The sequence below is a fragment of the Aliiroseovarius conchicola genome (genome assembly GCF_041403445.1).
Lineage (GTDB): Bacteria > Pseudomonadota > Alphaproteobacteria > Rhodobacterales > Rhodobacteraceae > Aliiroseovarius > Aliiroseovarius conchicola.
This window is the reverse complement of record NZ_JBGEHL010000012.1, coordinates 18,134-41,520: the sequence shown is the minus strand read 5'-3', so window position 1 is coordinate 41,520 and position 23,387 is coordinate 18,134. Positions and strand designations below refer to the sequence as shown.

At 54.5% G+C, this 23,387-nt stretch carries 23 protein-coding genes; 6 read left to right on the top strand and 17 right to left on the bottom strand.

Going from position 1 to position 23,387, the window contains the following annotated elements; genetic code table 11:
* Positions 1-398 precede the first annotated feature (398 nt).
* From V6N04_RS15895 to V6N04_RS15875, 5 genes are all read right to left on the bottom strand, one after another.
* A complete protein-coding gene (locus tag V6N04_RS15895; RefSeq protein WP_371171181.1) occupies positions 399-1,751 on the bottom strand; it encodes a family 4 glycosyl hydrolase in 1,353 nt (450 codons plus the stop codon).
* A gap of 61 nt (positions 1,752-1,812) precedes the next feature.
* The gene (locus tag V6N04_RS15890; protein ID WP_371171180.1) at positions 1,813-2,820 is read right to left on the bottom strand and encodes an ABC transporter ATP-binding protein; all 1,008 of its coding nucleotides are present in this window, start codon (positions 2,818-2,820) and stop codon (positions 1,813-1,815) included.
* A gap of 13 nt (positions 2,821-2,833) precedes the next feature.
* Positions 2,834-3,664, bottom strand: coding sequence for a carbohydrate ABC transporter permease (locus tag V6N04_RS15885; protein WP_371171179.1), 831 nt, complete (start codon positions 3,662-3,664; stop codon positions 2,834-2,836).
* Entirely contained in the window at positions 3,664-4,536 is an 873-nt protein-coding gene (locus V6N04_RS15880; RefSeq protein ID WP_371171178.1) for a carbohydrate ABC transporter permease, read from the bottom strand. Before V6N04_RS15880 ends, V6N04_RS15885 begins: the two co-directional genes overlap by 1 nt.
* A gap of 190 nt (positions 4,537-4,726) precedes the next feature.
* Positions 4,727-6,004 (bottom strand): ABC transporter substrate-binding protein, encoded by a 1,278-nt coding sequence (locus V6N04_RS15875; RefSeq protein WP_371171177.1) that lies wholly within the window; start codon positions 6,002-6,004, stop codon positions 4,727-4,729.
* A 142-nt stretch (positions 6,005-6,146) separates the two neighbouring features.
* Here V6N04_RS15875 and V6N04_RS15870 point away from each other — a divergent pair, with 142 nt between their 5' ends.
* On the top strand, positions 6,147-7,091 hold the full coding sequence (locus V6N04_RS15870) for a LysR family transcriptional regulator (protein WP_371171176.1): 945 nt from the start codon (positions 6,147-6,149) through the stop codon (positions 7,089-7,091).
* 100 nt (positions 7,092-7,191) lie between these two features.
* Here V6N04_RS15870 and V6N04_RS15865 read toward each other — a convergent pair whose 3' ends face one another.
* The 8 genes from V6N04_RS15865 to V6N04_RS15830 all read right to left on the bottom strand — a co-directional run bounded on the left by V6N04_RS15865 (position 7,192) and on the right by V6N04_RS15830 (position 14,410).
* On the bottom strand, positions 7,192-7,773 hold the full coding sequence (locus V6N04_RS15865; protein ID WP_371171175.1) for a LysE family translocator: 582 nt from the start codon (positions 7,771-7,773) through the stop codon (positions 7,192-7,194).
* Between the two features lie 233 nt (positions 7,774-8,006).
* Positions 8,007-9,122 carry a pyridoxal phosphate-dependent aminotransferase gene (locus tag V6N04_RS15860; protein ID WP_371171174.1) on the bottom strand — a complete coding sequence of 372 codons (1,116 nt, stop codon included), beginning with the start codon at positions 9,120-9,122 and terminating at the stop codon, positions 8,007-8,009.
* A 12-nt stretch (positions 9,123-9,134) separates the two neighbouring features.
* Positions 9,135-9,743, bottom strand: a complete 609-nt coding sequence (locus tag V6N04_RS15855) for a carboxymuconolactone decarboxylase family protein (protein WP_371171173.1) — start codon at positions 9,741-9,743, stop codon at positions 9,135-9,137.
* Entirely contained in the window at positions 9,730-11,307 is a 1,578-nt protein-coding gene (hutH, locus tag V6N04_RS15850; protein ID WP_371171172.1) for a histidine ammonia-lyase, read from the bottom strand. The genes V6N04_RS15855 and hutH overlap by 14 nt, the downstream gene beginning before the upstream one ends.
* 5 nt (positions 11,308-11,312) lie before the next feature.
* The gene (locus V6N04_RS15845) at positions 11,313-12,107 is read right to left on the bottom strand and encodes an ABC transporter ATP-binding protein (protein WP_371171171.1); all 795 of its coding nucleotides are present in this window, start codon (positions 12,105-12,107) and stop codon (positions 11,313-11,315) included.
* Positions 12,104-13,006 (bottom strand): ABC transporter permease, encoded by a 903-nt coding sequence (locus V6N04_RS15840; RefSeq protein WP_371171170.1) that lies wholly within the window; start codon positions 13,004-13,006, stop codon positions 12,104-12,106. The genes V6N04_RS15845 and V6N04_RS15840 overlap by 4 nt, the downstream gene beginning before the upstream one ends.
* 57 nt (positions 13,007-13,063) lie before the next feature.
* Positions 13,064-13,366, bottom strand: a complete 303-nt coding sequence (locus V6N04_RS15835) for a DUF1330 domain-containing protein (protein WP_371171169.1) — start codon at positions 13,364-13,366, stop codon at positions 13,064-13,066.
* 63 nt (positions 13,367-13,429) lie between these two features.
* Positions 13,430-14,410, bottom strand: a complete 981-nt coding sequence (locus V6N04_RS15830) for an ABC transporter substrate-binding protein (protein ID WP_371171168.1) — start codon at positions 14,408-14,410, stop codon at positions 13,430-13,432.
* A 137-nt stretch (positions 14,411-14,547) separates the two neighbouring features.
* Between V6N04_RS15830 and V6N04_RS15825 the strand changes: the two genes are divergently transcribed.
* The 4 genes from V6N04_RS15825 to hutU are packed head-to-tail and all read left to right on the top strand — an operon-like array spanning position 14,548 to position 19,227.
* A complete protein-coding gene (locus V6N04_RS15825) occupies positions 14,548-15,339 on the top strand; it encodes an IclR family transcriptional regulator (RefSeq protein WP_371171167.1) in 792 nt (263 codons plus the stop codon).
* Positions 15,336-16,322, top strand: a complete 987-nt coding sequence (locus V6N04_RS15820; RefSeq protein WP_371171166.1) for an NADPH:quinone oxidoreductase family protein — start codon at positions 15,336-15,338, stop codon at positions 16,320-16,322. The genes V6N04_RS15825 and V6N04_RS15820 overlap by 4 nt, the downstream gene beginning before the upstream one ends.
* A complete protein-coding gene (locus tag V6N04_RS15815) occupies positions 16,313-17,533 on the top strand; it encodes a CaiB/BaiF CoA transferase family protein (protein ID WP_371171165.1) in 1,221 nt (406 codons plus the stop codon). The genes V6N04_RS15820 and V6N04_RS15815 overlap by 10 nt, the downstream gene beginning before the upstream one ends.
* Before the next feature lie 11 nt (positions 17,534-17,544).
* Positions 17,545-19,227 carry a urocanate hydratase gene (gene hutU / locus V6N04_RS15810; protein WP_371171164.1) on the top strand — a complete coding sequence of 561 codons (1,683 nt, stop codon included), beginning with the start codon at positions 17,545-17,547 and terminating at the stop codon, positions 19,225-19,227.
* 115 nt (positions 19,228-19,342) lie between these two features.
* Here the strand turns inward: hutU and V6N04_RS15805 are convergent, their stop codons facing one another.
* The 4 genes from V6N04_RS15805 to V6N04_RS15790 all read right to left on the bottom strand — a co-directional run bounded on the left by V6N04_RS15805 (position 19,343) and on the right by V6N04_RS15790 (position 22,432).
* Positions 19,343-20,293: a carbon-nitrogen hydrolase family protein gene (locus V6N04_RS15805; protein ID WP_371171163.1), complete on the bottom strand. Its 951-nt coding sequence runs from the start codon at positions 20,291-20,293 to the stop codon at positions 19,343-19,345.
* A gap of 122 nt (positions 20,294-20,415) precedes the next feature.
* The gene (fdxA, locus tag V6N04_RS15800) at positions 20,416-20,742 is read right to left on the bottom strand and encodes a ferredoxin FdxA (protein ID WP_371171162.1); all 327 of its coding nucleotides are present in this window, start codon (positions 20,740-20,742) and stop codon (positions 20,416-20,418) included.
* Between the two features lie 122 nt (positions 20,743-20,864).
* Positions 20,865-21,557: a nitroreductase family protein gene (locus tag V6N04_RS15795; RefSeq protein WP_371171161.1), complete on the bottom strand. Its 693-nt coding sequence runs from the start codon at positions 21,555-21,557 to the stop codon at positions 20,865-20,867.
* An 11-nt stretch (positions 21,558-21,568) separates the two neighbouring features.
* Positions 21,569-22,432, bottom strand: a complete 864-nt coding sequence (locus tag V6N04_RS15790; RefSeq protein ID WP_371171160.1) for a nitroreductase family protein — start codon at positions 22,430-22,432, stop codon at positions 21,569-21,571.
* Between the two features lie 127 nt (positions 22,433-22,559).
* Between V6N04_RS15790 and V6N04_RS15785 the strand changes: the two genes are divergently transcribed.
* Positions 22,560-23,369, top strand: a complete 810-nt coding sequence (locus V6N04_RS15785; protein WP_371171159.1) for a ferredoxin--NADP reductase — start codon at positions 22,560-22,562, stop codon at positions 23,367-23,369.
* Positions 23,370-23,387 lie beyond the last annotated feature (18 nt).

Here is a 23,387-nt window from a genome sequence, read left to right as displayed (position 1 = left end):
CAACGTGTTTGCGATGATATAGATTCCGCACTTCAAGTGCTGTTTCAGTAGTTCAGGGTAAGTCCACTACCTTTAACTGGTCTGATCCTGCTTGGGGAGGCGCGTAGGGCTCTGGTGTAGGGCGAAGCAGAATTCTTGGGTGATAGAATACCAACCCTCGTGACTAGTGCGCGAAACCTGCCTTGAGCCCAAGGCAGCCCTTAGATTTTCTCACCGCTTGGCGTGAAAACCATCCGTTCAAGCTCTCCGCTGCAAGGCCTGTCAGCCGAATGCACGGGTCGAGGATACAACCGACGCTACACTCGACGTGTCATTGCCCCGTTTTTTGATCGACACCGTTTAGCTCATTCCTGATAAATTGCCTCCGCCAGCTTCCCTGACGGAGGCCGGCTGACAGGTTAACGCAGGTAATCGAGCCACGGGCTTTGCTCAGCGATCATGTGGTCGACGAGTGCAGGGATGCCTTTGGATACGGTCACGACCGGATCAACCAAAAGCGCTTGTATCACAAGCTCTTTCTTCTTTTGGAGGATCGCCTCGGCAGAGAGGTTATGCACACCTACCTGATTGGTTAGCAAGCCACGTATGCCGACCGGTAGATCGACGGCGATGCCGTGCACACCATCAGCATCCACACTCGCGGGAACCTCAACAGCGATCCAGTCGGGCAAATCGGCGATGAAACCTTCATTGGGAATGTTCACAGCGGCCTCTTCATATGCGTTTCCGCTAACCAGACCATCCATGATCGGCACAACCCTTTCATACAGTTCAGTTTCAATCCGAGGCGCTACGTTGCCCAGATAACTCCGGTAATAGGTGTAAAAATCGAGAATCCCGCGATGATCAGAACAATCATGTGCCCACTGGATATACTCTCCGAAATGGCTGTCCGAGGTGATCGGGAGCGTTTTGAACTGGTCAAGAATGACTTTGAAAAGCCAGCGGTCCGACCACGGGCGCACCTCGGTGAGGTGAGACAAATCAAGCTCCATCCAACCTTCCGTATCCAGTGCCTTGCCGGTCTTACGACTGGCTGCAAGGATTTCTGAATATCCTGGCAGCTTGCTGAAATACTTTTCAGCCTTTTCCAGTACGTCATTATAGGCCGATTTACCGCTGTCGAGATAGGTTACTTCAGTCATTACCGAGAAGTGATTAAGGCCCCCGGCGCGGTAGTGGATGTTCTCGCGTGGCTGCTCTAGCATCGGCGGCAGATGGCGCTCAAGCGATGCAATTTCGTGGCACATTCCGATGAATTTGATGCCCGGAAAGGCACGATGCACCGTGGTGGTAATCCGGCTCATCGGGTTGGAGTAGTTGAAGACGGTAGCCTCGGGCGCATGCTCCATCACCTTGCCACAAATCTCAAGAATCGGGGGAATGATGCGCAGCGAATGGAACAACCCACCCGGCCCACCATTTTCACCATAGACCTGACCGATGCCATATTGCTGCGGGATTTTCCAATCCATATCCCAAAGCGCGAAACGATCACCGACTTCGATCGAGATGACAACGAAATCAGCCCCTCGCAGCGCTTTGGCAAGATCGCTTTCGACGCTAACATTCTGCTTCAGATTGTTTTCGGAAATGAAGGTGTTGGCGACCTCAGCGGTCTGCCTGGCAGCAGCTTCGTTGATGTCATTGAGGATGATCTCGGCTTCGGTCAGATAGGATGATTGGAACACATCCCCTAGCATCCCAGCCCCGAACTGCAGGCTACCTGCACCGACAAGTACAATCTTCATTGGCAAACTCCATTTTACCCGGCACCGCGCCGGGCACGCTATTGTGTTGATTGCGCTCTATTCAGGAGAGCGGTTTTTCATTTGGCCCAAATCTATGGATATGGTCGTCAATCGGGGCCAGTGAGACATTCTGGCCCAATCTTCCCGGGTTTTTCCCAGATTGGCGCACGATGACCGGCTCTTCAGCACCTATATCAATGAACAGAAAATGGTCGGACCCGAGATCCTCGGCGTGGATGACTTTTCCGGCCCAAAGACCGTTCCCATCGTCGACAATCTCCAGATGTTCAGAACGTATGCCCAAAGTGGTGCAATCGAAGGCTGCCGCAAACTTCCCCTTCAGGAAGTTCATTTTCGGAGAGCCGATAAACCCAGCGACAAAGACGGAGTTAGGCGCGTCATAAAGCTCCGCTGGAGTTCCAACCTGCTCCACCATACCGTCGCGCAGTACACAGATGCGGTCTGCCAATGTCATGGCTTCCACCTGATCATGCGTCACATAGACCATTGTTGCTTCATCCATGTCCTGATGCAGTTTTGCGATTTCCAACCTCGTCTGGACACGCAACGCGGCGTCCAGATTCGACAAGGGTTCATCAAAAAGGAAGACTCGAGGGTCACGAACGATGGCCCGCCCGATGGCGACTCGCTGACGCTGCCCACCAGATAACTGTTTGGGGCGTCGGTCCAGAAGATGTTCGATCTGTAGCAACGCCGCCGCTTTGCGTACACGTTCGTCCTGCTCTTGTTTGGACGTCTTGGCCAACTGCATTCCAAAGGCCATGTTGTCATAGACATTCATATGCGGGTAAAGTGCGTAGCTCTGGAACACCATGGCGATTCCGCGCCTAGACGGCAGCATGTTGTTGATTAACTCACCATCGAATGTCAGATCCCCACTTGTGATCTGTTCCAGGCCCGCAATCAGGCGCAAAAGTGTGGATTTGCCACAACCCGAGGGGCCGACAAAGACCATGAATTCGCCCTTTTTGATCTCCAGGTCGACGCCTTTGATGACTTCAACCGCGCCAAAGGACTTGCGCACAGCTTTGAGTTCGATATTTGCCATAAGGTCTCTCCGGTCAGCCTTTGACACCGCCGGCTGTTAGGCCCGCGACGATTTTTCTTTGGAATATCAGGACCAATATGATCAGAGGCACCGTCACGATGACGCTTGCTGCCATGATAGGTCCCCACGGGATTTCCTGCACCGTGGCCCCGGAAAGTAACGCAATAGCCACGGGTACAGTGCGTTGTGATTCCGAGATTGTGAATGTCAGAGCAAAGAGAAACTCGTTCCAGGCCCCAATGAAGGCGAGCAATCCGGTGGTGACAAGCGCTGGCCATAAGAGCGGCATAAAGACCCGGGTTATGATCACCCAAGGTGTGGCACCATCGACTATCGCGGCCTCTTCAATCTCGACAGGCAGATCACGCATGAAAGTGGTCAGCACCCAGACCGTGAACGGTAGGGTAAAGATGGTATAGGACAAGATCAGCGACCAAGGCCGGTTATAAAGACCCAGTATATTCACCAACTCATATAGCCCTGAAAGCACCGCAATTTGCGGAAACATCGAAACCCCGAGTATCGTCATCAGCAGCAGCCCCCGCCCGCGGAACCGGACACGTGCCAGCGCATAAGATGCTGTGACCGCTAACAAAAGCGCGAACCCAACTGTGGTCGACGCGATGAGGACAGAGTTTCCGACAGATCGCAGAAAACTGCGTTTACTCAGCACGGACTCGTAGTTTCCAAGTGAGAAAGTTTCGGGCAGCAGGTTCGGACAGAAGATCGCCGTGCCCGTCTCAAAACTGGTCATCACAGCATAGTAGAACGGGAAAATTGCAATCACGACAATCAGAATGATACCGGCGTAAAAAAGGACACTTTGCAAAAACGTGCGTTGCATTAGTTTTTCTCCCCGCTCAGATCAAGTTTGCTGAGCTTGATGTAAAGCAGGACGAACAGGGTGATAATCAGGAACAAAAGCGTCGACATGGCTGATCCCTCACCATAGTCGCCGAACTGTTGAATTTCACGGTAGCTGAGCACCGATATAGTGACGGTCGCTTCCGATTGTGGAGTCAGCAAATAAATCAGATCGAAGATACGCAACGCATCCAATGTGCGGAAGATCACCGCGACCATGATCGCAGGCCGAAGCAGTGGCAAAGTGATTTTGAAGAAAACCCGGATCGGATGGACACCATCCAGCTTTGCGGCCTCGTACATGTCGCGCGGAATCAATTGCAAGCCAGCCAGAATCAATAGCGCCATAAAGGGCGTCGTTTTCCAGACATCCACAATCAGAACCGCCAGCATCGCAGTATCGGAGGACGCCGTCCAAGCGATCGGCTCGCTGATCAAGCCGACGCCCATCATTATATGGTTGATGATTCCGAACTGGTCGTTAAGCATCCAACCCCACATCCGGGCTGAGACAACAGTCGGAATTGCCCAAGGAATAAGAATTGCCGCTCGAACCAGTCCGCGGCCCTTGAATTCCATGTTCAGGATCAAAGCAATTAGTAGGCCGAAGAAAGTCTCCAGCGCGACCGAAATTGCTGAAAACCGAACGGTGTTCCACACCGCATTCCACCAGCCTTCATCGACGAGAACACCACGCCAGCGGATCTCTCCATTGGACCGCACGCGACGCTCTAGATAATTTTCAAATCCGATCCATTCTGATTGTCCGTTGAATATTGTGTTTGCTGTGGCATCGGTAAAGGAAAAGCTGATCGAACGGAACAATGGCCAGGCGGCGACGAGCGCCAGCATGATTACCATCGGGAGAAGGAACATATAGGCGGCGCGAACTCGTTGCTGTTGCAGGTTCAGGTCTCTGCTCCGACTTCTGCCACCAGCGTCTGACGTCGACATATGCCCCTCACATTTTACTTGCATGAACCGGAATGGCCAAATAAATGCCGGGCGGATTATCCGTCCGGCATCGCAGTTTTAACAAAGATCAGTTTTCCAACACGTCTTCCAGGTCAACTTCCAGATCGGCCAGTGCGTCAGCAGCCGCTGCTTCGCCAGAAAGAACAGAATGCACCGCTGTGAAGAACAAGGTCGAAACTTCGTTATAATCCTGACGCGTCGGCGCTGATGGTCGTGGCACGGCCTGCAGGAACACATCTTTCCACTCTGGAATGATCGGCTGTGCCTCGGCGATCTCTGCATCCTCATAGAGACTTACTATCGTCGGCAGGGCTGATTCATTAATCGCTCGCTGCTTCTGTGCTTCCGGGCCAGCCAGGTACATGGCCAGAGAAATCGCAGCGTCCTGATTGTCAGAGTATTTGGAGACGGCCACGTTCCAACCACCCAATGTGGCGGCGGATGTGTCATGACCCTGACCAGTCGGCAAGGTGGTCACGTCAAACAATCCTTTGACTGCTGAATCCTCACCATTGCCAAGACCGTATGCATAAGGCCAATTACGCATGAATACAGCATTGCCGGTTTGCCAGACTCCGCGGGCCTCTTCTTCCTGATAGGCTAGGACGCCCTCGGGCGAGATTGTGCCCGGCCAAGTTGCGGCCAAGTCGATCGCGGCGATGGCGTTTTCGTTATTGATAGAGATGGTGCCATCGGCTTCGATGATCTGTCCGCCCCCAAAGGATTTTACCCATTCCAGCGCGTCACAGGTCAGACCTTCGTAGGCATTGCCCTGCCAGACAAAGCCCCAAAGATCGTCATCACCTGAGGCACGTTCGGCATCCTGAATCGCCTGAGCCATCTCGGTCAGTTCCTCCCAGGTGCTGGGCGGGGCGTCATATCCGTGTTTCGCCAGCAGATCGGTCCGATAGTACAATGCGGGAGCATCAGTAAAGATCGGCAGAGCCACCAGCTTGCCATCGACGGTCTGTGATTCGACGATTGATGGGAAATGTGATTTCATCAGATCACCCGCCGCCGCAGTCATATCAACGAAGTGGTCGGCCAATTGAGGAGCCCAGATCACATCAGTCTGATAGAGGTCCACATCACCATTGCCCGCGGCCAGCCACAGACGGTATTGGCCGAACTGATCGGTAGTGGATGACGGCATCGGAACCAGGGTCACTTTGTGGCCGGTGGCCTGTTCCCACGGGGCGACAAGCGCCTTAAAATTGTCGACTGCCGCACCTGTGGCACCTGAAACGTATGTGATTTCATCTGCAAGACTTGCCGTGACGCCAATCACAGCAACGGCGGCGGCGGTAGTGATCCTTAAAGCGGCGGTTCGCGTAAAACTGGCCATTATTATACTCCCTATTTTCTTTCTTGCACCGGCTGCAACTTCCAAGCTCATGCCAACGCTATTTCAGTCCACTATGCTTGAAAAATACGAATTTCCGGCTATCGTATAGAGAAAATCTATACCTAACAGCAGGCCGGTGTTTATGGAGCGCGGACTACATCAATTTTTCGCCGTTGCAGAGACGGGTAGTATTTCGGCCGCAGCAAAACGACTGAACGTAACCCAGCCTACAATTACAGTGAATATCCGTAACCTCGAGGAAAAGTATCAAGTACCGCTGTTTGAACGTAATCCGCGTGGCATGGTTCTGACACCGTTCGGATCGATCCTGTTTGAAAAAACCCGGATCATGGCGCGCTTGGAGGCGCAGGCGTCAAGAGAGATCGAGAATCGCCGCCTTGGCGCGGGGCAACTCATCGGGATTGGATGTGGGCATGCCTGGTGGCCGTTGTTTGTTCGTGAGGCGGTCGAAAACTTGTCCAATGACATGCCGAGTATATCGGTGAGCGTGGAAAACGGCAGCAACCTCCATTGCATGTGGAAGCTTCTTGCGGGTGAGGTAATGCTATCTGTGGGGCATCGCATTCCAAACCTTGCCCCCGGCGTAGGTGCTGAGTTCACATCGCTTTTTCGTGTGACAGAAGGTCATTTCGTCGCCAAGGGTCACCCCCTTCTTGCCCGAAATTGCACTATTGATGATTTGGCTGGACTCTACTGGATCAACAGTGTGCCGACGGACCGGCAGTACAGCGAAATCCTGACAGTGAGCGAGGACAACAAGTACGAACGTATCTCCAATTTGTCAGGTTGTCCCACATACTCATCCAATTCCCTTCTGACCTGTGCGGACATGGTCCGACAGACTCAAGGCTACATTGTCTTTCCTCTGGACATGGCCGCCAAGCTCGAAGAACTTGGCCTAGTCCCGCTGCTATTGGAAGATGAGCCGGACAGGAACGAGGTCGGTATCTATGTCCTGTCTGAACGCCAAAAGGACCCGACTCTGGTGAGTTTAGTGGACTGTATTTCGGCTTCGGCCAAGCACTATGTTTCGACACGGCGTAACGAAATCCTCAAAGGTTTTTAGTGCGGGTATTCAGACCCATTCAAAATTTATCAGGTGGTCAAACTTCGGGCTGTCGACAAAACCACCGCTGCGCTTAGAAATATGAATGTGATTACCCGCGCTACTGGCGCGAAATTGATTTCAAACCAAGAAGCACGGCTGCGCCTATCATAAAACCGCCGCCGATACGCTCAACCCACACGCGCGAATTTCCTCTGAATCGTGCGACAATCCAACTCGAACCGAGACCATAGGCCACTAAAAACAGACCATCCACGATGAGGTAAGTCGCTGACAAAATCAGAAACTGAGACCAGAAATCGGCATCCGCCGCGATGAATTGTGGGAAGAGCGCGGCAAAGAAGACCACGGCTTTAGGGTTCGCGGCAGACGCCAGGAAACCTTGAAGCCATAGGGTTTTCAGCGATGGTATCTCGCGGGAAGATTGGTAACCTGTTTCATCTGGTTTGGCGTGTCGGATCATCCGAATGCCCAGCCAGATCAGATATGCGACACCTGCCCATTTGATAACAGAGAGTGCCGTTGCTGAAGCCGCAATAATCACTGCGAGCCCCAAACCAGCAGCCAGCATTTGAAGCGTATTTGCGGAAAGATCGCCTATGGCGGTTGCGAGCGAACGCTTGAACCCATGTGCACCGCTATTCGATAGCATTAGCAGTTGGCTTGGCCCAGGTGTACTCATTAAAGCCAGAACCGTTAGCAGATATGCTGTCCAAATCTCGATTGGCATACGTTTAATTCTCTTCCGTCGGAGTTACTCTTTCTACATCTGCACCGAGATGCTAGGCTGCCTTTGCTTTTCCAACAACCCTTGGTGATCACCGACGCCCGCTCTTGGCACCTTGATCCGTTCACACAGGTCGACCATTTTGATGTGTGGGCTGCCTAACGCTAGTGCTTTTGGATCCAAACTGGCTAGTTACTAAAGCCCAGCCTATCGCAGCGAGATGTATATGAAGTCAGTGCCTCGACCAGGCGGTGGGTGTCCTTAACCGAACCAACCGTGATCCGCAAGGCACCCTTGCCGTCGGGCCAAGGTATGTGCTGCACAGAGATATTCTGCCTGTTCAAAGCTTCGACTACTTTCTCAGAATACCACGGTCCACGCATCGTCAGGAAATTAGCAAAGCTGGGTAGTGTGCGAAAGCCAAGTGCCTGCACCCGCAGCGCCAAACTGGCCCGTTCCGAGATGACTTGTTTCAGAACCTTTCTCAGGTAGCTATCATCACGCATAGCTTCGGTAGCGGCGGCGATGGCCGGGCGGTTGACATTAAAACCGGGCCGCAACCGCCAAAGTGCATTGTGAACGGCCCCATCGTTGGTCAACGCATAGCCGATCCGCAGCCCGGCAAGGCAATAGGCCTTGGAAAAGGTCCGGGTGACGACCCATGGTCCCGCACGGTCAGCCAAGACAGTCAGCACATCCGGCCCGCCACCGGCCTGCGCGAATTCGTGATAGGCTTCATCCACGACCAGCAAGATATCTTCTGGCACCCCATGCGCGGCAACGGCGAGATCCTCCGCTCCCAGCATTGCGCCGGTCGGATTGTTGGGTGTGCACAGATAAAAAAGCCGGGTGTCGGGAGTGATTGCGGCCAGCATCGCGGCCACATCGTTGCTACCATCTGCGCGAAGCGGCACCTCGACCAGCCGTCCGCCGGCGATCTGCACGCCTTTACCAATTGTCGGAAAACTCGGGGTCGGCATCACTGCCGTCTTTCCTTCGTCGATTGCCAGAAGCGCCAATGCCACGAGTATCTCGTCGCTGCCATTGCCGAAACTGATCCGCTCCACTGAAATGCCGGTCCGATGGCTGATTTCATCCGCCAGTGCGGTGCATCCGTGATCGGGGTAGCGATTTGCCTCGGTCAGCGCTGTCCGAGCTGCATCCAGAGCTCTGGGAGACGGAGGCAAATAGGTTTCGTTCAGGTTCAGCCGCGACACCCCGGTTGGTGGCCATCCGCCGGGTTCGGCGATGGCTGGCGGCGACGGGAAGGTGATGTCGCGAATCCTTTTGATAGGAATGGACATTCGATGCTCCGGTCAACTGTGGTTCCAATCATCCGGGTCTTCGGATTTGTTAGGGGACAGGCCAAGAATATCACCCTTAGTCGAACAACCCAACCCGAGAACCGTGCGGTTTGCGTAGTTGAAATAGGCCGAGACCTGATTAATCTCGAGGATCTCGCCATCGGAATATCCGGCAGCGCGCAGCCGCCCGATGATCTCTTCGGCCAGGCCGCCGGGGTCACGGGTCAATTGGCGCGCATAGTCCATCGCCAGTTTTTGCGCCTCATCCAGCGGGGCATAGGCAATGTCGCGCGCCTCAATCGCCGCGCGGATGCCATCGGCCTTCGTGTCATCCCCCAACAGCCGTTTCAGCCCAGCAAAGTGGTGATCGACGCAATAGTCGCAATCATTCAGGCGGCTGACCCAGACACCAAGAGTTTCCAGAAACCACTTTGGGATGGTATTTCCGGTATGATGCAGCACATATTTATAAATCGCCATATGCCCCTCCATCGTGTGGGGTCGCAGGCTGTGGGTCATCATAATGTTGTCGACATTATTGCCGGGGCCTTTGACCCGGTCGTAAAGCATCTTCAATTTGCCGTCGGCGTCATCATAAGCGATCGTTTCAATCCATGCCATTTTGGTTTTCCTGTTCTGTCTGATAACTGGCCCCGATGGGCTCTGAGATGAGCGTGCTTAGCGCATTGGCTTTGAGAAGCTTTGTGGCTCTTTCGATATCAGGAGCCATGAAGCGATCCTGTTCGAAAGAGGGTATCTTTTCACGCAGCCTGCGTATGGCAGCTTGCAACACTGGCGTCGTTTTCAGAGGTGCGTGGAACTCTAGCCCCTGCGCTGCTGTCATCCACTCAATCGCAACGATGCTCCGGCAGTTTTCGGCCATATCGCCCAGACGGCGTGCGGCATAGGTCGCCATCGAGACATGGTCCTCCTGATTGGCTGAGGTCGGGATGCTGTCAACGCTTGAAGGATGGGCCAGCGCCTTGTTTTCTGAAACCAGCGCTGCAGAAGTAACCTGCGCCATCATGAAGCCAGAGTTCAGCCCGCTCTCCGGTGCCAGAAAGGCGGGCAAACCGGACAACGATGCATCGACCATCATCGCCTGCCTGCGTTCCGAGATCGAACCGATTTCTGCAAGCGCCAGCGCGATATTGTCCGCCGCCATTGCGATCGGCTCTGCGTGGAAATTGCCACCCGACAGGATCTCTCCTGTATCGGCAAAAACAAGGGGATTGTCGCTGACAGAATTGGCCTCACGCGTGATCACTTGTGCCGCGAAGTCAAGCTGGTCAAGACACGCGCCCATCACCTGCGGCTGGCAGCGCAGGCAATAAGGGTCCTGGACCTTTTCGCAATTCAGATGAGAGGCCCGCACCTCGCTGCCATCAAGCAGCCGTCGATAGACAGCAGACACGGTTTTCTGCCCCTCCTGGCGGCGTAACGCGTGAATGCGAGCGTCAAACGGCGTAGTGGAACCTTTGCAGGCGTCAACACTCAACGCACCGGTCACAAGGGTAGAGCGCAGAAGATCTTCGGCGGCGAAAAGCCCTGCAAGTGCGAGCGCGGTTGATACCTGCGTGCCATTTATCAGGGCGACGCCCTCTTTGGGCCCAAGTGTAATGGGTTCACGGCCAAGGGTTGCCAGCGCTTCGGCGGCGGGCATAGGTGTACCCCTGACCCGCATCTCTCCTTCGCCCATCATCGCTGCAGCCATATGCGAAAGCGGCGCCAGATCGCCGGAGGCACCGACCGAGCCCTTGGATGGAATGGCAGGCAGCACATCGTTTTGTGCCATTTCAAGCATCAGTTCGATGACAGACCACCGAATGCCTGAATGCCCCTGCCCCAGCGCGTTGGCCTTCAGCACAAGGATGAGCCGCACAATGTCATCCTCAAGCAACGGCCCCGTCCCAACCGAATGGGACATGATCAACCGGCGTTGCAATTCGGTGATTTGATCCGCTTCGATCCGCACATGCGCCAGTTTGCCAAAGCCCGTATTGACACCGTAAACTGGCTTTCCTTTATTCAGGATTTCCATGACTGATTTTTGGCACGCTCGAACACGTTCTGCGGCACCCAGTCCGAAGCAGATCGAGATACGTCCCTCGTAAACCCGGCGCAGATCGGCGAGCGTGAGCCCACCCGGGATAACTTCGATGTTTGGCACCGTTTGGTTGTTCATATTGCCTATCCCAGAAGCAGCGAGTCGTCGGCCAACTCTTCACCCTGTTCGCGCCTGAACAGTTCGAGCAGGTCGGCAACTTCCATTGCGCTGCGCTCAGCACCGTCTGCGTCGAACACAATATTACCCCGGTGGAACATAATTGTCCGTTCACCGGTGTGAAGCGCTTGCGCCATCGAATGGGTAACCATCACAGCCGTTAGCTTAAGCTCATCAACAATCTTCTTGGTGAGATCGAGTACGAATTCGGCTGTTTTGGGGTCGAGCGCTGCGGTATGTTCATCCAACAAAAGGACCTTTGTGTCGCCAGTCGCCGCCATGAGCAACGAAACCGCCTGACGCTGGCCGCCGGACAACAGACCCACTTTGTCATCAAGCCGGCTTTCTAATCCGAGACCAAGCACTTTAATCTGCTCAGCAGTTTTCTCACGCATGTTCGGTCCGACGGCAAAACGTAACCCACGCGGGTTGGTGCGCCCATGCGCCAGCGCGAAGTTTTCGAGAATCGACAGGTCTTCGCAGGTGCCCATCTTGGGGTCCTGAAACACCCGGCTCAGCATCTTGGAGCGTTTGTAGACGGGCCATTTCGTTACATCCTGCCCATCGACGGTGACATGGCCCATTTCGATCGGCGTCAGCCCGGCAATAACATTCAGACAGGTGGACTTTCCCGCACCGTTGGAGCCGATGATCGTCAGGAACTCACCCTTCGGAACCTTCAGATCGACCCCTCGCAAAGCACGGGTTTCCAGTGGTGTGTCTTTGTTGAAGGTGACATGAACCTCAGACAGCTCGATCATTTTTTACCTCCCTTGCGGCGCGCCGATCTAAGGGAGCCGCTCTGCTGCGCGATCAGGGCAATAGCAACAAGAAGTGCCGTGACCATCTGCACGTCAGATGCCTGAAACCCAAGGAAATCCGCATTGAGCGCGAGCGCCACTGCAAGCCGGTAAAGAACCGCCCCGACGAGGCAGGCAAAGGTTGCCAGAAAGATCGTACGCGAAGGCAGTATCGACATACCAACAATCACCGATGCTAACCCGACGATGATCACACCAATCCCCATATAGGCATCAGCGGCACCGAATATCTGCGCAAACAATGCACCTGCGATCCCAGTCAGTGCATTGGCAACCCCAACCCCATAAAGCTTCATATTGCCGACATTCACGCCATTGGCTTCAGCCATCGCCGGGTTGGCACCCGCGGCGCGCATAGAAATGCCCCAGCCTGTCGCCAGAAACGCATCTAGGACAAGCTTCACCATGAACACAAAGATCCCTAGGAAAATCGGGTTGATAACATAGCCGGGCAGCCCGAACCCTTCGAAAGAAGTAAATACGGTGTCCACCATCAAAAGCGGCTTGTTCGGGCCGCCCATGATCCTGAGGTTGATCGAATAAAGCGAGATCGCCAAAAGGATACCGGCCAGAATATGCAGAATCCGGAACCGGACATTGAGCAGCGCGGTGGCAAACCCGGCGATAAACCCGGCGGCACCAGCGGCAAGCGTTGCAAGCCAGGGGTTCCAGCTGGCCGCGACAATCAGCGTCGCTGCAACGGCGGCACCAAGAGGAAAGCTGCCCTCAACCGTCAGATCGGGAAAGTCGAGGATTTGAAACGTGAGATAAGCACCAAGCGCGACGATACCGAAGATGAAACCGGTTTCGAGAGTTCCAAGGATTTCATAAAGAGACATGAGGGGAGCATTCGTGTAATTGGGCTTTGGTCGCCGTTGAGAGGAAAGTCAGATAGGTCAAGCGGAGTTCTGCGGATCAGGTTTGACAAGCAGAATGCTGGCATCCGCAGCGCGCCAACGCTGTCCACGCAGCGCCGCATATTCCGAAGAATTATACCACGATAGCGCCTGTGCCTTGTCTGGAAACTCTAGGATCACGACGCGGTCGCAAGTCGCAGTGCCTTCCAGCACTTCTATGTCGCCAGTGCGAACAACATACCGCCCGCCATATTGGGCCACCGTTTCCGGCGCGGCCTCCATATAGCTGGTCATCAGTTCGGCGTCATTGATGTCAACGCGCGAGACAACGAAGGCTGGCATTTTGCTTCTCCTGCAAGGCACCGAAGTGATACCGCCCACCACAAGCGGGCAGTGCCAATGGCTTTACTCAATAACTTCGGTCGCCCGCGCCATGACCGAGTCGGGCAGCGAGATGCCCATGCGTTCGGCCGCGCCCGGATTGACCACAACCTTGAACTCGTCAAGCACTTCATAGGCGATGACAGCGTCGATCTCTCCGACAGGCTTGCCATCCAGAACGTCGGCAGCCATATCGCCAGCCACACGGCCAACGCCAACATAGTCAAGCCCGACTGACGCGATCACGCCACGTTCCACAGCGCCGGTTTCCCCCGCAAAGACGGGCAGATCAACATCCTGTCCGATCTTCACAATAGCCTCCAGCGCGGCGACAATCGTTGTGTCATTGGGAACATAGATCGCGTCCACCTCGCCAACCAACTTGCGCGAGGCAAGGATCACTTCGTTGGTTGTTGGTGCCGGGCTTTCCACCACTGTGATCCCACGCTTGGCGCCTTCTTCCTTGACCCAGCCAAGTGTTGCGACTGCATTGTCCAATCCGGGGTTGTAGATAAAGCCAAGCGTTGCCAGCCCGGGAATGATTTCCTGAAACATATCCAATTGGGCACCGATCGGTGCCGCATCGGACACGCCGGTTACATTCGCGCCGGGTTGCTCATATTGCGCGATCAGGCTTGCGGCGACGGGGTCAGTCACCGTTGCAAAAACAATCGGGATCTCCGAGGTGGCTGCAACCATCGCCTGCGAGGTCGGCGTTGTGATCGGGATGATTACGTCCGGTGCAGCACCCACGAATTTTTTTGCGATTTGCTGTTGGGTCGGCATGTTCCCGTTGGCGTTCTGATAGTCCACCGTCAGGTTTTCACCCTCGACGTATCCACGATCCGCCAGTGCGGAAAGGATGCCGTCTCGCGTTTCGGTCAACGCTGGCACCTCGACGATCGTTGATATTGCGACGGATTTGTTTTCGACCTGTGCAATGGCAGCGGTGGACGCGATAGCAAGCGCCAGCGACGTCAGTGTGGTCCTAATATATTTGTTCATCTGATCCTCCCTTTAGAAGCCTAAACGTTCCGGATGGGTGTTCGGATAAGCCCCGATCTTTTGTTACGAACCGATTGACCTGCCCTGATTTATAGTATTTCATATTGTGGGCATGATGCACATATAACGGGCAGTAGATGATGGAAGTCAAGACAGATTCTCAAGCAGGTGTTGCTCTGGTCGCTAAAGCTTTCCAGATCTTGGACCTATTTCAGCCCGATAGTCGCACTTGGTCTCAGGCCGAGATCATTCGGGCGACAGGATTGAATCGTTCTACTGTGAACCGTTTAGTGCGCTTCCTTGCCGTACAGGGTTATTTGACTCAGATGGCACAATCTGGTCGGTATTCTCTGGGGCTAAGCGCGATCGAACTCGGCAACCGCGCCAATGCCGGGTTCGATCTGCGCGCCATTTGTCAGCCAGCGATGGAAGAGCTTGCTGCCGAAGTAAATGAAACCGTGGTGCTAAGCGCGCTTGATACAGGCAAGATGGTCGCCACATGCATAGATCAGATCGAAGGGCGAAGAGAAGGGTTGCGGGTCTTTGAAAGAATCGGATCGACCTTCCCTCTGCATGCCGGGGCGGGGCCGAAGGCGATACTTGCGTTTTTGCCGGAAGACCTTCGTATCAATTGTATTCAAGGTGTTCTGGAACGTTTCACTGCTAACACGCTGACCACGCCAGCAGCGCTTTCAGACGATATCTTGCAGATCCGTGCACGTGGCTATGCTCTGTCAGACGCAGAGACATACGAGGGCACGATTGGTATCGCCGCCCCCATCCTTGGCCCTGCTGATATCGTAATCGGAAGCATCGCTGTTGCCTTGCCTCAGCACCGGGCGACGTCAGATGTGGTAGACGATATCGCCAACAGAATCTCTATTACCACCCGTACGGTGTCCGGAATATTGAACGGTGACCAGCAATGACGGACCACCCAAAGATCATGCAGTGCTGGGTTGCCGAGGACGCCCCTGGTGTGGCGAATTTGAAACTCACATCCCGCCCTGTCCCCTGCGCAAGCCCTGGCAGGATGATAATCAAGGTTGTCGCTGCTGCGCTTAACTTCTCCGATATTCTAATGATCAACAGCGCTTATCAGGTCCGGCCTCCGCGACCATTTGTTCCAGGGCAGGAAGTCGCCGGTGTAGTGGTTCGAGTTGATGAAGGATCACGCTGGAAGGTCGGGGATCGCATAACAACAAAAGTTTATTGGGGCGGGTTCGCAGAATATGCAGAGGTACGGGAAGATATGGCGATTCCGGTCCCTTCCGGTATGCAGTTACAGCATGCCGCCGCATTGCCAGTGGTTTACACAACTTCAATGGTGGCCCTACATCATAGCGTTTCGGTAAGTGAAGACGATACGGTGCTTGTTCATGCTGCGGCTGGTGGTGTTGGCCTTGCCGCGGTCGAAATTGCCCATGCCGCGGGGGCTACTGTCATCGCAACAGCAAGTAGTCACTTCAAACGCGAGTTGGCACGAAAGCATGGTGCCGATCATGCAATTAATTACACTGAAGCCGATTGGAAAGACCGGGTCAAGTCCCTGACAAATGACAACGGGGCTACGATCATCGTCGATCCAGTCGGCGGGGACGTGGCAAGGCAAAGTATGCGTTGCATCGCACGCTACGGCACCTTGCTGATTGTCGGCTTCGCCTCTGGGGACATCGCGGAATTGCCCACAAACCAACTATTGTTGAAAAGCGCGAGCGCGACCGGTGTTCTATGGGATCATGACAAGGATCCTGCGATGATCGCATCTATGACCGACCGGCTCACCACACTGCTTATAGCTGGTAAAATCAATCCAGTCGTGAACGCTGACTATAGCCTAGCTGACCTTCCGCGCGCGCTCAATGATCTCGAAAATCGAAAGACGGTCGGCAAGATCGTACTTTGTCTGTAGATGAGAGGCGTATTCAAGTGAACGGATCAGGCCCGCTGCACGGCATACGCATACTGGATCTGACGCGAGTCATGTCAGGGCCTTACTGCACGTCGATGCTTGCCGATCTCGGTGCCGAAGTGATCAAAATCGAAATGCCCCGTGTTGGAGATGAGGCCCGGCATTTCGGTCCTTATCAGGAGGATGAAAGCACCTATTTCATGATGCTGAACCGCTCGAAGAAGAGTGTGACAGTCGACATGAAAGATCCGCGCGGACAGGATATCGTCAGGGGGCTTGTCCCCGTATGCGACGTGATCGTCGAAAATTTCCGCCCCGGAGTGATGGATCGACTTGGACTCGGGGTGGAGGTGGTGCGTGCGCTCAACCCCAACATTATCTATGCAAGCATATCTGGCTTCGGGCAGGACAGTCCGCTGAAGAATTGGCCGGCTTTTGATCTGGTAATTCAGGCAATGAGCGGGCTGATGAGCCTCACCGGCCCAAAAGGTGGCCCCGCCACCGCCGTAGGCGAATCCATAGCGGATGTTTGCACTGGTATGTTTGCGGCCTTTGGTATCGTATCGGCGCTTTTTGAGCGCGAACGTAGCGGCAAAGCAGGCAGCATCGACGTGGCCATGCTCGATTCAATGCTGGCCATGCAACTGACCGGTTTGTCGCGGCAGCTTTATTCCGGGGACACACCGAAACCCGTCGGCAATCGCCATCCTGTCACCTATCCAGTAGACAGTTTTTCCACACGCGACGGCGATATCGTGATGGTTTGTTTTTCACAAGCGGCCTTTGCTGCGCTGGCTGAACTGATGGAGCAACCCGAGCTTGCCGACGATCCGCGTTTCAAAACCAACGACGCTCGCAACCAGAATGAGGATGAACTGCGCAATCTGATTGCCAACTGGGTTGCGTCGCAGGAGCGGGATCGTCTTGTCGAGACACTGCAATCCGCTGGTATCCCCGCAGGGCCAGTATGGTCGCTAGAGGATGTAACGCACTCGGACCATGCGGCCAGTCGCGCGCTGGTGACTTCCGGTCGACACACGAAATTCGGCGACGTCCCACTGGTGCCACAGCCGGTGAAATTCGACGGAATCTCGCATGACGGCGGTGGGTTTGTCCCCACATTGGGAGAGCATACAGAAGAGGTTCTTCACTCCCTTCTGGCCCTTGATGAAGCGGAAACTGAGGAGCTGAAGGAAGCCGGAATCATCTGATCGGAGAGAGTATGAACACCGAAATGAAGAATACACGGGTCATCCGGTCGCCAATCGGAACCGAACTCAACGCCAAAAGTTGGCAAACCGAGGCACCGCTGCGTCTTTTGATGAACAACCTCGACCCGGATGTGGCCGAGCGTCCGCAAGATCTCGTGGTTTATGGTGGTATCGGCCGCGCAGCGCGAAACTGGGAATGCTTCGATGAGATCGTTCGACAATTGAAAGTACTTGAAAATGATGAAACACTGCTTGTCCAGTCGGGCAAACCTGTGGGGGTGTTGCGCACGCACCGACGAGCACCGCGCGTACTGATCGCCAATGGCAATCTGGTCCCGCGATGGGCGACTTGGGAAAAATTCAACGAGCTCGACCGGCTTGGCCTCACGATGTATGGCCAGATGACTGCCGGATCATGGCTATACATCGGCAGTCAGGGCATTGTTCAGGGCACGTTTGAAACATTTTCAGAAATCGGCCGCCGCCATTTTGGGGGTGAAACCGCGGGCCGCCTTGTTGTCACGGGCGGTCTAGGCGGCATGGGCGGCGCACAGCCGCTTGCCGCAACCATGGCCGGGTTCAACGCAATTGTAGTTGAGTGCCAGCCTTCGAAGATCGAGTTTCGCCTGCGGTCGGGTTACCTCGACACCAGCGCCGATACGCTGGACGACGCGCTGACAATGATTGAAGCGGCCAATAAGAAAGGCAACGCTCTGTCCGTCGGGCTACTTGGCAATGTGGTGGATGTTCTGGAAGAGATGAAGGCGCGCGAACTGGTGCCGGATGTACTGACCGATCAGACATCGGCCCATGATCCGGTGCACGGATACCTGCCGCGCGGTTGGACAATAGCGCAATGGGAGACGCTTCAGGTTTCCGACCCAGTGATTGTTACCAATGCAGCCAAAGACACAATCGCCGAGCATGTCGCGCTGATGGTGGGCTTTCAGGATCGTGGTTCGATCGTTCTGGAATATGGCAATAACCTGCGCGCGATGGCCAAAGAGGCAGGGGCCGAGAATGCGTTTGGCTTTCCAGGCTTTGTCGAAGCCTATGTGCGCCCACTCTTTTGCAAGGGAAAGGGGCCGTTCCGCTGGGTCGCGCTTTCGGGGGAGCCGGAAGATATCTACAAAACCGACGCCAAGGTGCGCGAGTTGATGCCCGATGACAAATTTCTGCACCTCTGGCTCGACAAGGCGCACAAACATATCAAATTCCAGGGGCTGCCGTCGCGTATTTGCTGGGTTGGGCTGGGGGATCGAGACCGGCTGGGACTTGCCTTCAACGAGATGGTGCGGACGGGCGAATTGAGCGCGCCGGTTGTCATCGGCCGCGATCATATGGACAGCGGCTCAGTTGCGAGCCCGAACCGTGAAACTGAAGGGATGAAGGATGGTTCCGATGCCATTTCTGATTGGCCGATCCTGAATGCGCTGCTGAATTCCGCCAACGGCGCGACCTGGGTTTCGTTTCATCACGGCGGCGGCATGGGCATGGGCTTTTCGCAGCATTCGGGTATTGCACTTCTCGCCGATGGTAGCGCTGAAGCCGACGAGATGATCGCACGAACCCTATGGAATGATCCGGCGACCGGGGTCATTCGACATGCGGATGCAGGCTATGAAAGCGCAATTGACTGTGCTGCCGACCACAAACTCATCCTGCCAATGAGGCGAGGTAGCAGTCACAGTTAGCGCCAGACCCGCAACGTGATATGTTATCAAGATATCTAAGTTTCAGCGGAGACCCGACATGCTGCTCGCCCTAGCTTGACGAACCGTTCGCCTGATAGCCTCAAATGATACGCCTCTATTCTTCACTCTGCAGTATGTATTGTCTTCGCGTGTCCACACTCAACTTCGTGACATCAGGCCTAGAATAATGTCCCGACAAGTCGAAGTTTTGCCGTTCGCGGCGCACGTTCGCGTGGTCGAGGGTCGCGATCAAAAGGTCTTCTTGATCGGTGACGGGCTCAACAATCCAAGCTCCATCGGGCCCGACAATTGCTGATCCGCCATTCGCTAGAACGTCGGGGCAATTCTTCAGCATCGCAGCGGCGGGATTATCTCGCGGGATGTCTGATTTTTGCAGCATGCCTGAGACCGAGATGACGTAGCTGCGCCCCTCTTTGGCTAAAAACTGCGTGATGTCGCCGGTGTTGTGCAGCCCGCCGGGCCAAAGGGCGACGTGCAGATCCTCGCCTTGGGCGTAAAGGGCGGTACGCGGCAGGGGCATCCAGTTTTCATAGCAGTTCAGACTGCCAACCGTAAACGCCCCGACTCCGTGGACCTGTAATCCATGGCCATCGCCGGGCGCCCAGACCAAACGCTCTTCATAGGTGGGCATCAGCTTACGATGAACCGACGCGATTTGACCTGCGGCTGTGATGTGGACGCGGGAACAGTAGAGGCTGTGACCCCCGCGATCGGCGGGTCGCTCGACAATACCTAATATGACCGAGATATCTTGATCCTGCGCGATCTTACAAATTGGTTCAAGATGGCCAGCTTCAATCTGCACGCCCTGATCAAGGTAATGCGCAAAGATGTCTTTTTGGTGATCAGAGTTAAATCGCGCGCCGTCGGTGTGTTCGATCCAAAAGGGGTATCCAGGGACAAGTGCCTCTCCGAAAACAACCAGCGCACAGCCTTCTGCTGCTGCTTTCTTGACCCAGTCTGTAACTTTTGCCAGCGTGGCGTCACGTTGCAGCCAAACCGGTGCAATCTGCGCCGCTGCAACTTTTAAGTGATTGTCAGACATCCCATCACTCCTTGGCTTATTTCCCCGGCCAGTCTTCGCGTTTGTGACAGGCGATTGCTCTCCGGTTCATGACGCGGTGCTCGATCATTTTTATCGTATTCGTCTTATCACACTACAGAAATCTACGCCTTCTCGGTCATGAAGGTTTCGAATTTGTTCTGAACGCCGTCCATCTGTTTTGCATTTGGCAAAGGGTCGATACGTTGAGTGATCACGGGCCAGCTTTCGGCAAAATTCCGGTTGCGTTCCACCCATTCTTCCGTCCCTGGTTCTGTGTCAGCGCGGATCGCGTCGGCGGGGCATTCGGGTTCACACACGCCACAATCAATACATTCGTCCGGGTGAATGACCAGCATCGTTTCGCCTTCATAGAAACAATCCACTGGGCAGACCTCCACACAGTCTGTGTATTTGCAGGCAATGCAATTGTCGGTCACCACATAGGTCACAGAGTTTCCAATCGTAGATTAGGTGCCCTGGCCAGGAAGACGCATCCTCCGAAACAAAGTTGTGCACAAATGGCCAGGGCTGTGATGTGATTCGGAACCAGCCCGAAACACATCAGGAGGATCTATTCAGCCACCGTCAGTATTTCGGACAACGGCTTCTTTATTTTCGCGACGGCAGGAACTTTTGCGTCCTCTGACGGGTGCCCTACGGCCACGATCATAATTGGCTTCTCCGAGGCAGGGCGACCGAGCATTTCATTGAGAAACTTCATCGGGTTGGGTGTATGCGTAAGCGATACCAGTCCAGCGTGATGCAGCGCAGCTAACAAAAACCCACAAGCTATCCCGGTGCTTTCCGGGACATAATAGTTCTTAAAGCGGGCACCATCATCAAACTCTCCCCATTTCTGAGCAAAAACCACGATTAACCATGGAGCATCTTCCAAATGTGGCTTGTGATCGTTGGTGCCAATCGGCTCCAGCGCCTTCAGCCATTCGTCCCCGGCACCACCATCATAGAACCGACGCTCCTCTTCTTCGGCTGCATCCCGGATGCGTTTCTTGAAGGCCGGGTCCGAGACCGCGACGAAGTGCCATGGCTGGTGATTGGCGCCGGAGGGCGCAGTTCCGGCGGTTCGGATGCAGTCTTCAATCACCTCGCGCGCGATCGGCCGGTCGGTGTAATCGCGCACCGTGTGACGGCGCTTCATCTTGTCATAAAAGGCCTGCGCCTCAATCAGCATCTCTTCATCTGTCAACGACACCCGGTCGGGCAGATCGACCGGTTCATACTCGATATTCTCACGTGCAAACATGCGCGATCTCCTTAGTCTTGTTGTCTTCGTTTTGTCGCCTGACCAACCGTGCGCGGTTTGGAAAAGTTAGCCTCTGGCTGAAGTGTTCCTGTCGGGTTTGGTGCACCACTTGTGAACGCGGCATCCCAATCCCCAAGTTTTTCGGCACGGTCGTCCCAGTCCTGAAGGCGTTCCTGATCGCGGTACATGACAAAAGGCCGCAATGTACTTTCGAAGAAATCTACCTGTTCATGCGTCCGGAACTGACTGGGCTGATAGCCGTTCCAGTGCAGGCATTGCGATAAGGGACGGCGATAACGGCGGTCCTGACTGGCCGCGGGCACTCCAATTGGGATGGTCCCATAGGCTTTCATCCACTCAGGGTACCCCAACAGGTCCGAGAGCTCTTTGTTGGTGATGTCTTCACCTCCACCCGAGAGCCAAGCAGAGGTCAGCCCTTCTGCTGCAACGCCAAGCTGGATGTTCTGAATGGCTGCCCCTAGTGAACAAAGGTAGATGGCTTCGTTGTTGTCGCGATATTCTTCTTCCCAGCCATCGGAGGTAGGTTGGGGAAAACAAACTTTCCAGCGCGGATCACCCAAGACAATCACAATGGCAACCGTGTTCGCCAGATAGGTTTTTTTGACAGCCGGGAAACCTTTTGCGTGGTCCACCAATCGTTGAGCCTGACGCAGAAAAACCTCAGTGACACTATCGCGCAATTCGGGCTTGTCGATCACAAGGAATTCAAAGCACTGAGTATTTGCCCCCGAAGGCGCCCAGCGTCCGCAATCGACGATGCGTTCAAGTGCGCTTCGATCAACGACCTTGCCGGCTTCGAATTTGCGTACGCTTCTGCGCTTGCGGATCACATCCTGGAATAATTCTTCGACCATCTGAGTCTCCTTTTCCACCCAGAGGTTAAGGATTCTCGCAACAGCTAGCATTCCTCATTGGTGAGGATTGAGAAAACAACTTCATCGCTCATTGTGAAAGCGCGTGATGTAAAAATGGAAACTTAAAATGAATGATTTATCGGGGTTGGACCTTGATCCACAGAACCCACCCAAAGGCTTTAACGCAGTCAAAGTGACAGAGGTAAAGCACTATACAGACAGGCTTTTCTCATTCAAAACCGAGCGCCCGGCTTCATTCCGTTTCCGCTCAGGAGAATTTGTGATGATAGGCCTGCGTGTCGATGGAAAACCGCTCGTCCGCGCCTATTCCATCGCTTCGCCAAACTGGGAGGATCATCTGGAATTCTATTCGATAAAAGTGCCTGACGGCCCGCTCACCTCGCGCCTTCAGAACATCAAGGTTGGCGATCATATTCTGATGCGTTCTAAACCAGTTGGCACACTTGTGTTTGATGCGTTGCTGCCTGCAAAGAGGCTCTTTCTGCTCTCAACCGGCACAGGGATCGCCCCTTTCGCCAGCATCATCCGTGATCCCGAGGTTTATGAGAAGTTCGACGAGGTTTTCCTGCTTCACACCTGCCGGGAAGTTGCAGAACTACAATATGGAATTGATCTTGTGCAATCGGTTCATGACCATGAATTTCTGGGCGAAATGGCGCTGAACAAACTACACCATCTGCCCTCTGCAACGCGTGAACCGTTTGCGAACACGGGCCGGATCACCGATTGGATCAAAGACGGGCGATTTGCGGAATTTGCCGGTGGCGATCTGACACCCGACACGGATCGGGTGATGATATGTGGTTCAATGGCAATGCTGCAAATGTTGAAATCCTGTTGCGAGGATCGCGGCTTTGTCGAAGGATCAAACTCCGAACCGGGACAGTTCGTCATTGAGAAGGCATTTGCCGAGTGAAACCCGGACATGTTTGAC

Bases quoted from the DNA above. Each gene is read 5' to 3' on its own strand.
- V6N04_RS15795 (WP_371171161.1), bottom strand. From the start codon at position 21,557: ATGTTTGCACGTGAGAATATCGAGTATGAACCGGTCGATCTGCCCGAC.
- hutH (WP_371171172.1), bottom strand. From the start codon at position 11,307: ATGAACAACCAAACGGTGCCAAACATCGAAGTTATCCCGGGTGGGCTC.
- V6N04_RS15845 (WP_371171171.1), bottom strand. From the start codon at position 12,107: ATGATCGAGCTGTCTGAGGTTCATGTCACCTTCAACAAAGACACACCA.
- V6N04_RS15880 (WP_371171178.1), bottom strand. From the start codon at position 4,536: ATGCTGGCGCTCGTCGCCGCCTGGCCATTGTTCCGTTCGATCAGCTTT.
- V6N04_RS15855 (WP_371171173.1), bottom strand. From the start codon at position 9,743: ATGGCATGGATTGAAACGATCGCTTATGATGACGCCGACGGCAAATTG.
- V6N04_RS15840 (WP_371171170.1), bottom strand. From the start codon at position 13,006: ATGTCTCTTTATGAAATCCTTGGAACTCTCGAAACCGGTTTCATCTTC.
- V6N04_RS15860 (WP_371171174.1), bottom strand. From the start codon at position 9,122: ATGTCCATTCCTATCAAAAGGATTCGCGACATCACCTTCCCGTCGCCG.
- V6N04_RS15785 (WP_371171159.1), top strand. From the start codon at position 22,560: ATGAATGATTTATCGGGGTTGGACCTTGATCCACAGAACCCACCCAAA.
- V6N04_RS15805 (WP_371171163.1), bottom strand. From the start codon at position 20,293: ATGTCTGACAATCACTTAAAAGTTGCAGCGGCGCAGATTGCACCGGTT.
- V6N04_RS15835 (WP_371171169.1), bottom strand. From the start codon at position 13,366: ATGCCAGCCTTCGTTGTCTCGCGCGTTGACATCAATGACGCCGAACTG.
- V6N04_RS15790 (WP_371171160.1), bottom strand. From the start codon at position 22,432: ATGGTCGAAGAATTATTCCAGGATGTGATCCGCAAGCGCAGAAGCGTA.
- V6N04_RS15895 (WP_371171181.1), bottom strand. From the start codon at position 1,751: ATGAAGATTGTACTTGTCGGTGCAGGTAGCCTGCAGTTCGGGGCTGGG.
- V6N04_RS15875 (WP_371171177.1), bottom strand. From the start codon at position 6,004: ATGGCCAGTTTTACGCGAACCGCCGCTTTAAGGATCACTACCGCCGCC.
- V6N04_RS15825 (WP_371171167.1), top strand. From the start codon at position 14,548: ATGATGGAAGTCAAGACAGATTCTCAAGCAGGTGTTGCTCTGGTCGCT.
- V6N04_RS15870 (WP_371171176.1), top strand. From the start codon at position 6,147: ATGGAGCGCGGACTACATCAATTTTTCGCCGTTGCAGAGACGGGTAGT.
- V6N04_RS15890 (WP_371171180.1), bottom strand. From the start codon at position 2,820: ATGGCAAATATCGAACTCAAAGCTGTGCGCAAGTCCTTTGGCGCGGTT.
- hutU (WP_371171164.1), top strand. From the start codon at position 17,545: ATGAACACCGAAATGAAGAATACACGGGTCATCCGGTCGCCAATCGGA.
- V6N04_RS15830 (WP_371171168.1), bottom strand. From the start codon at position 14,410: ATGAACAAATATATTAGGACCACACTGACGTCGCTGGCGCTTGCTATC.
- V6N04_RS15865 (WP_371171175.1), bottom strand. From the start codon at position 7,773: ATGAGTACACCTGGGCCAAGCCAACTGCTAATGCTATCGAATAGCGGT.
- V6N04_RS15820 (WP_371171166.1), top strand. From the start codon at position 15,336: ATGACGGACCACCCAAAGATCATGCAGTGCTGGGTTGCCGAGGACGCC.
- V6N04_RS15885 (WP_371171179.1), bottom strand. From the start codon at position 3,664: ATGCAACGCACGTTTTTGCAAAGTGTCCTTTTTTACGCCGGTATCATT.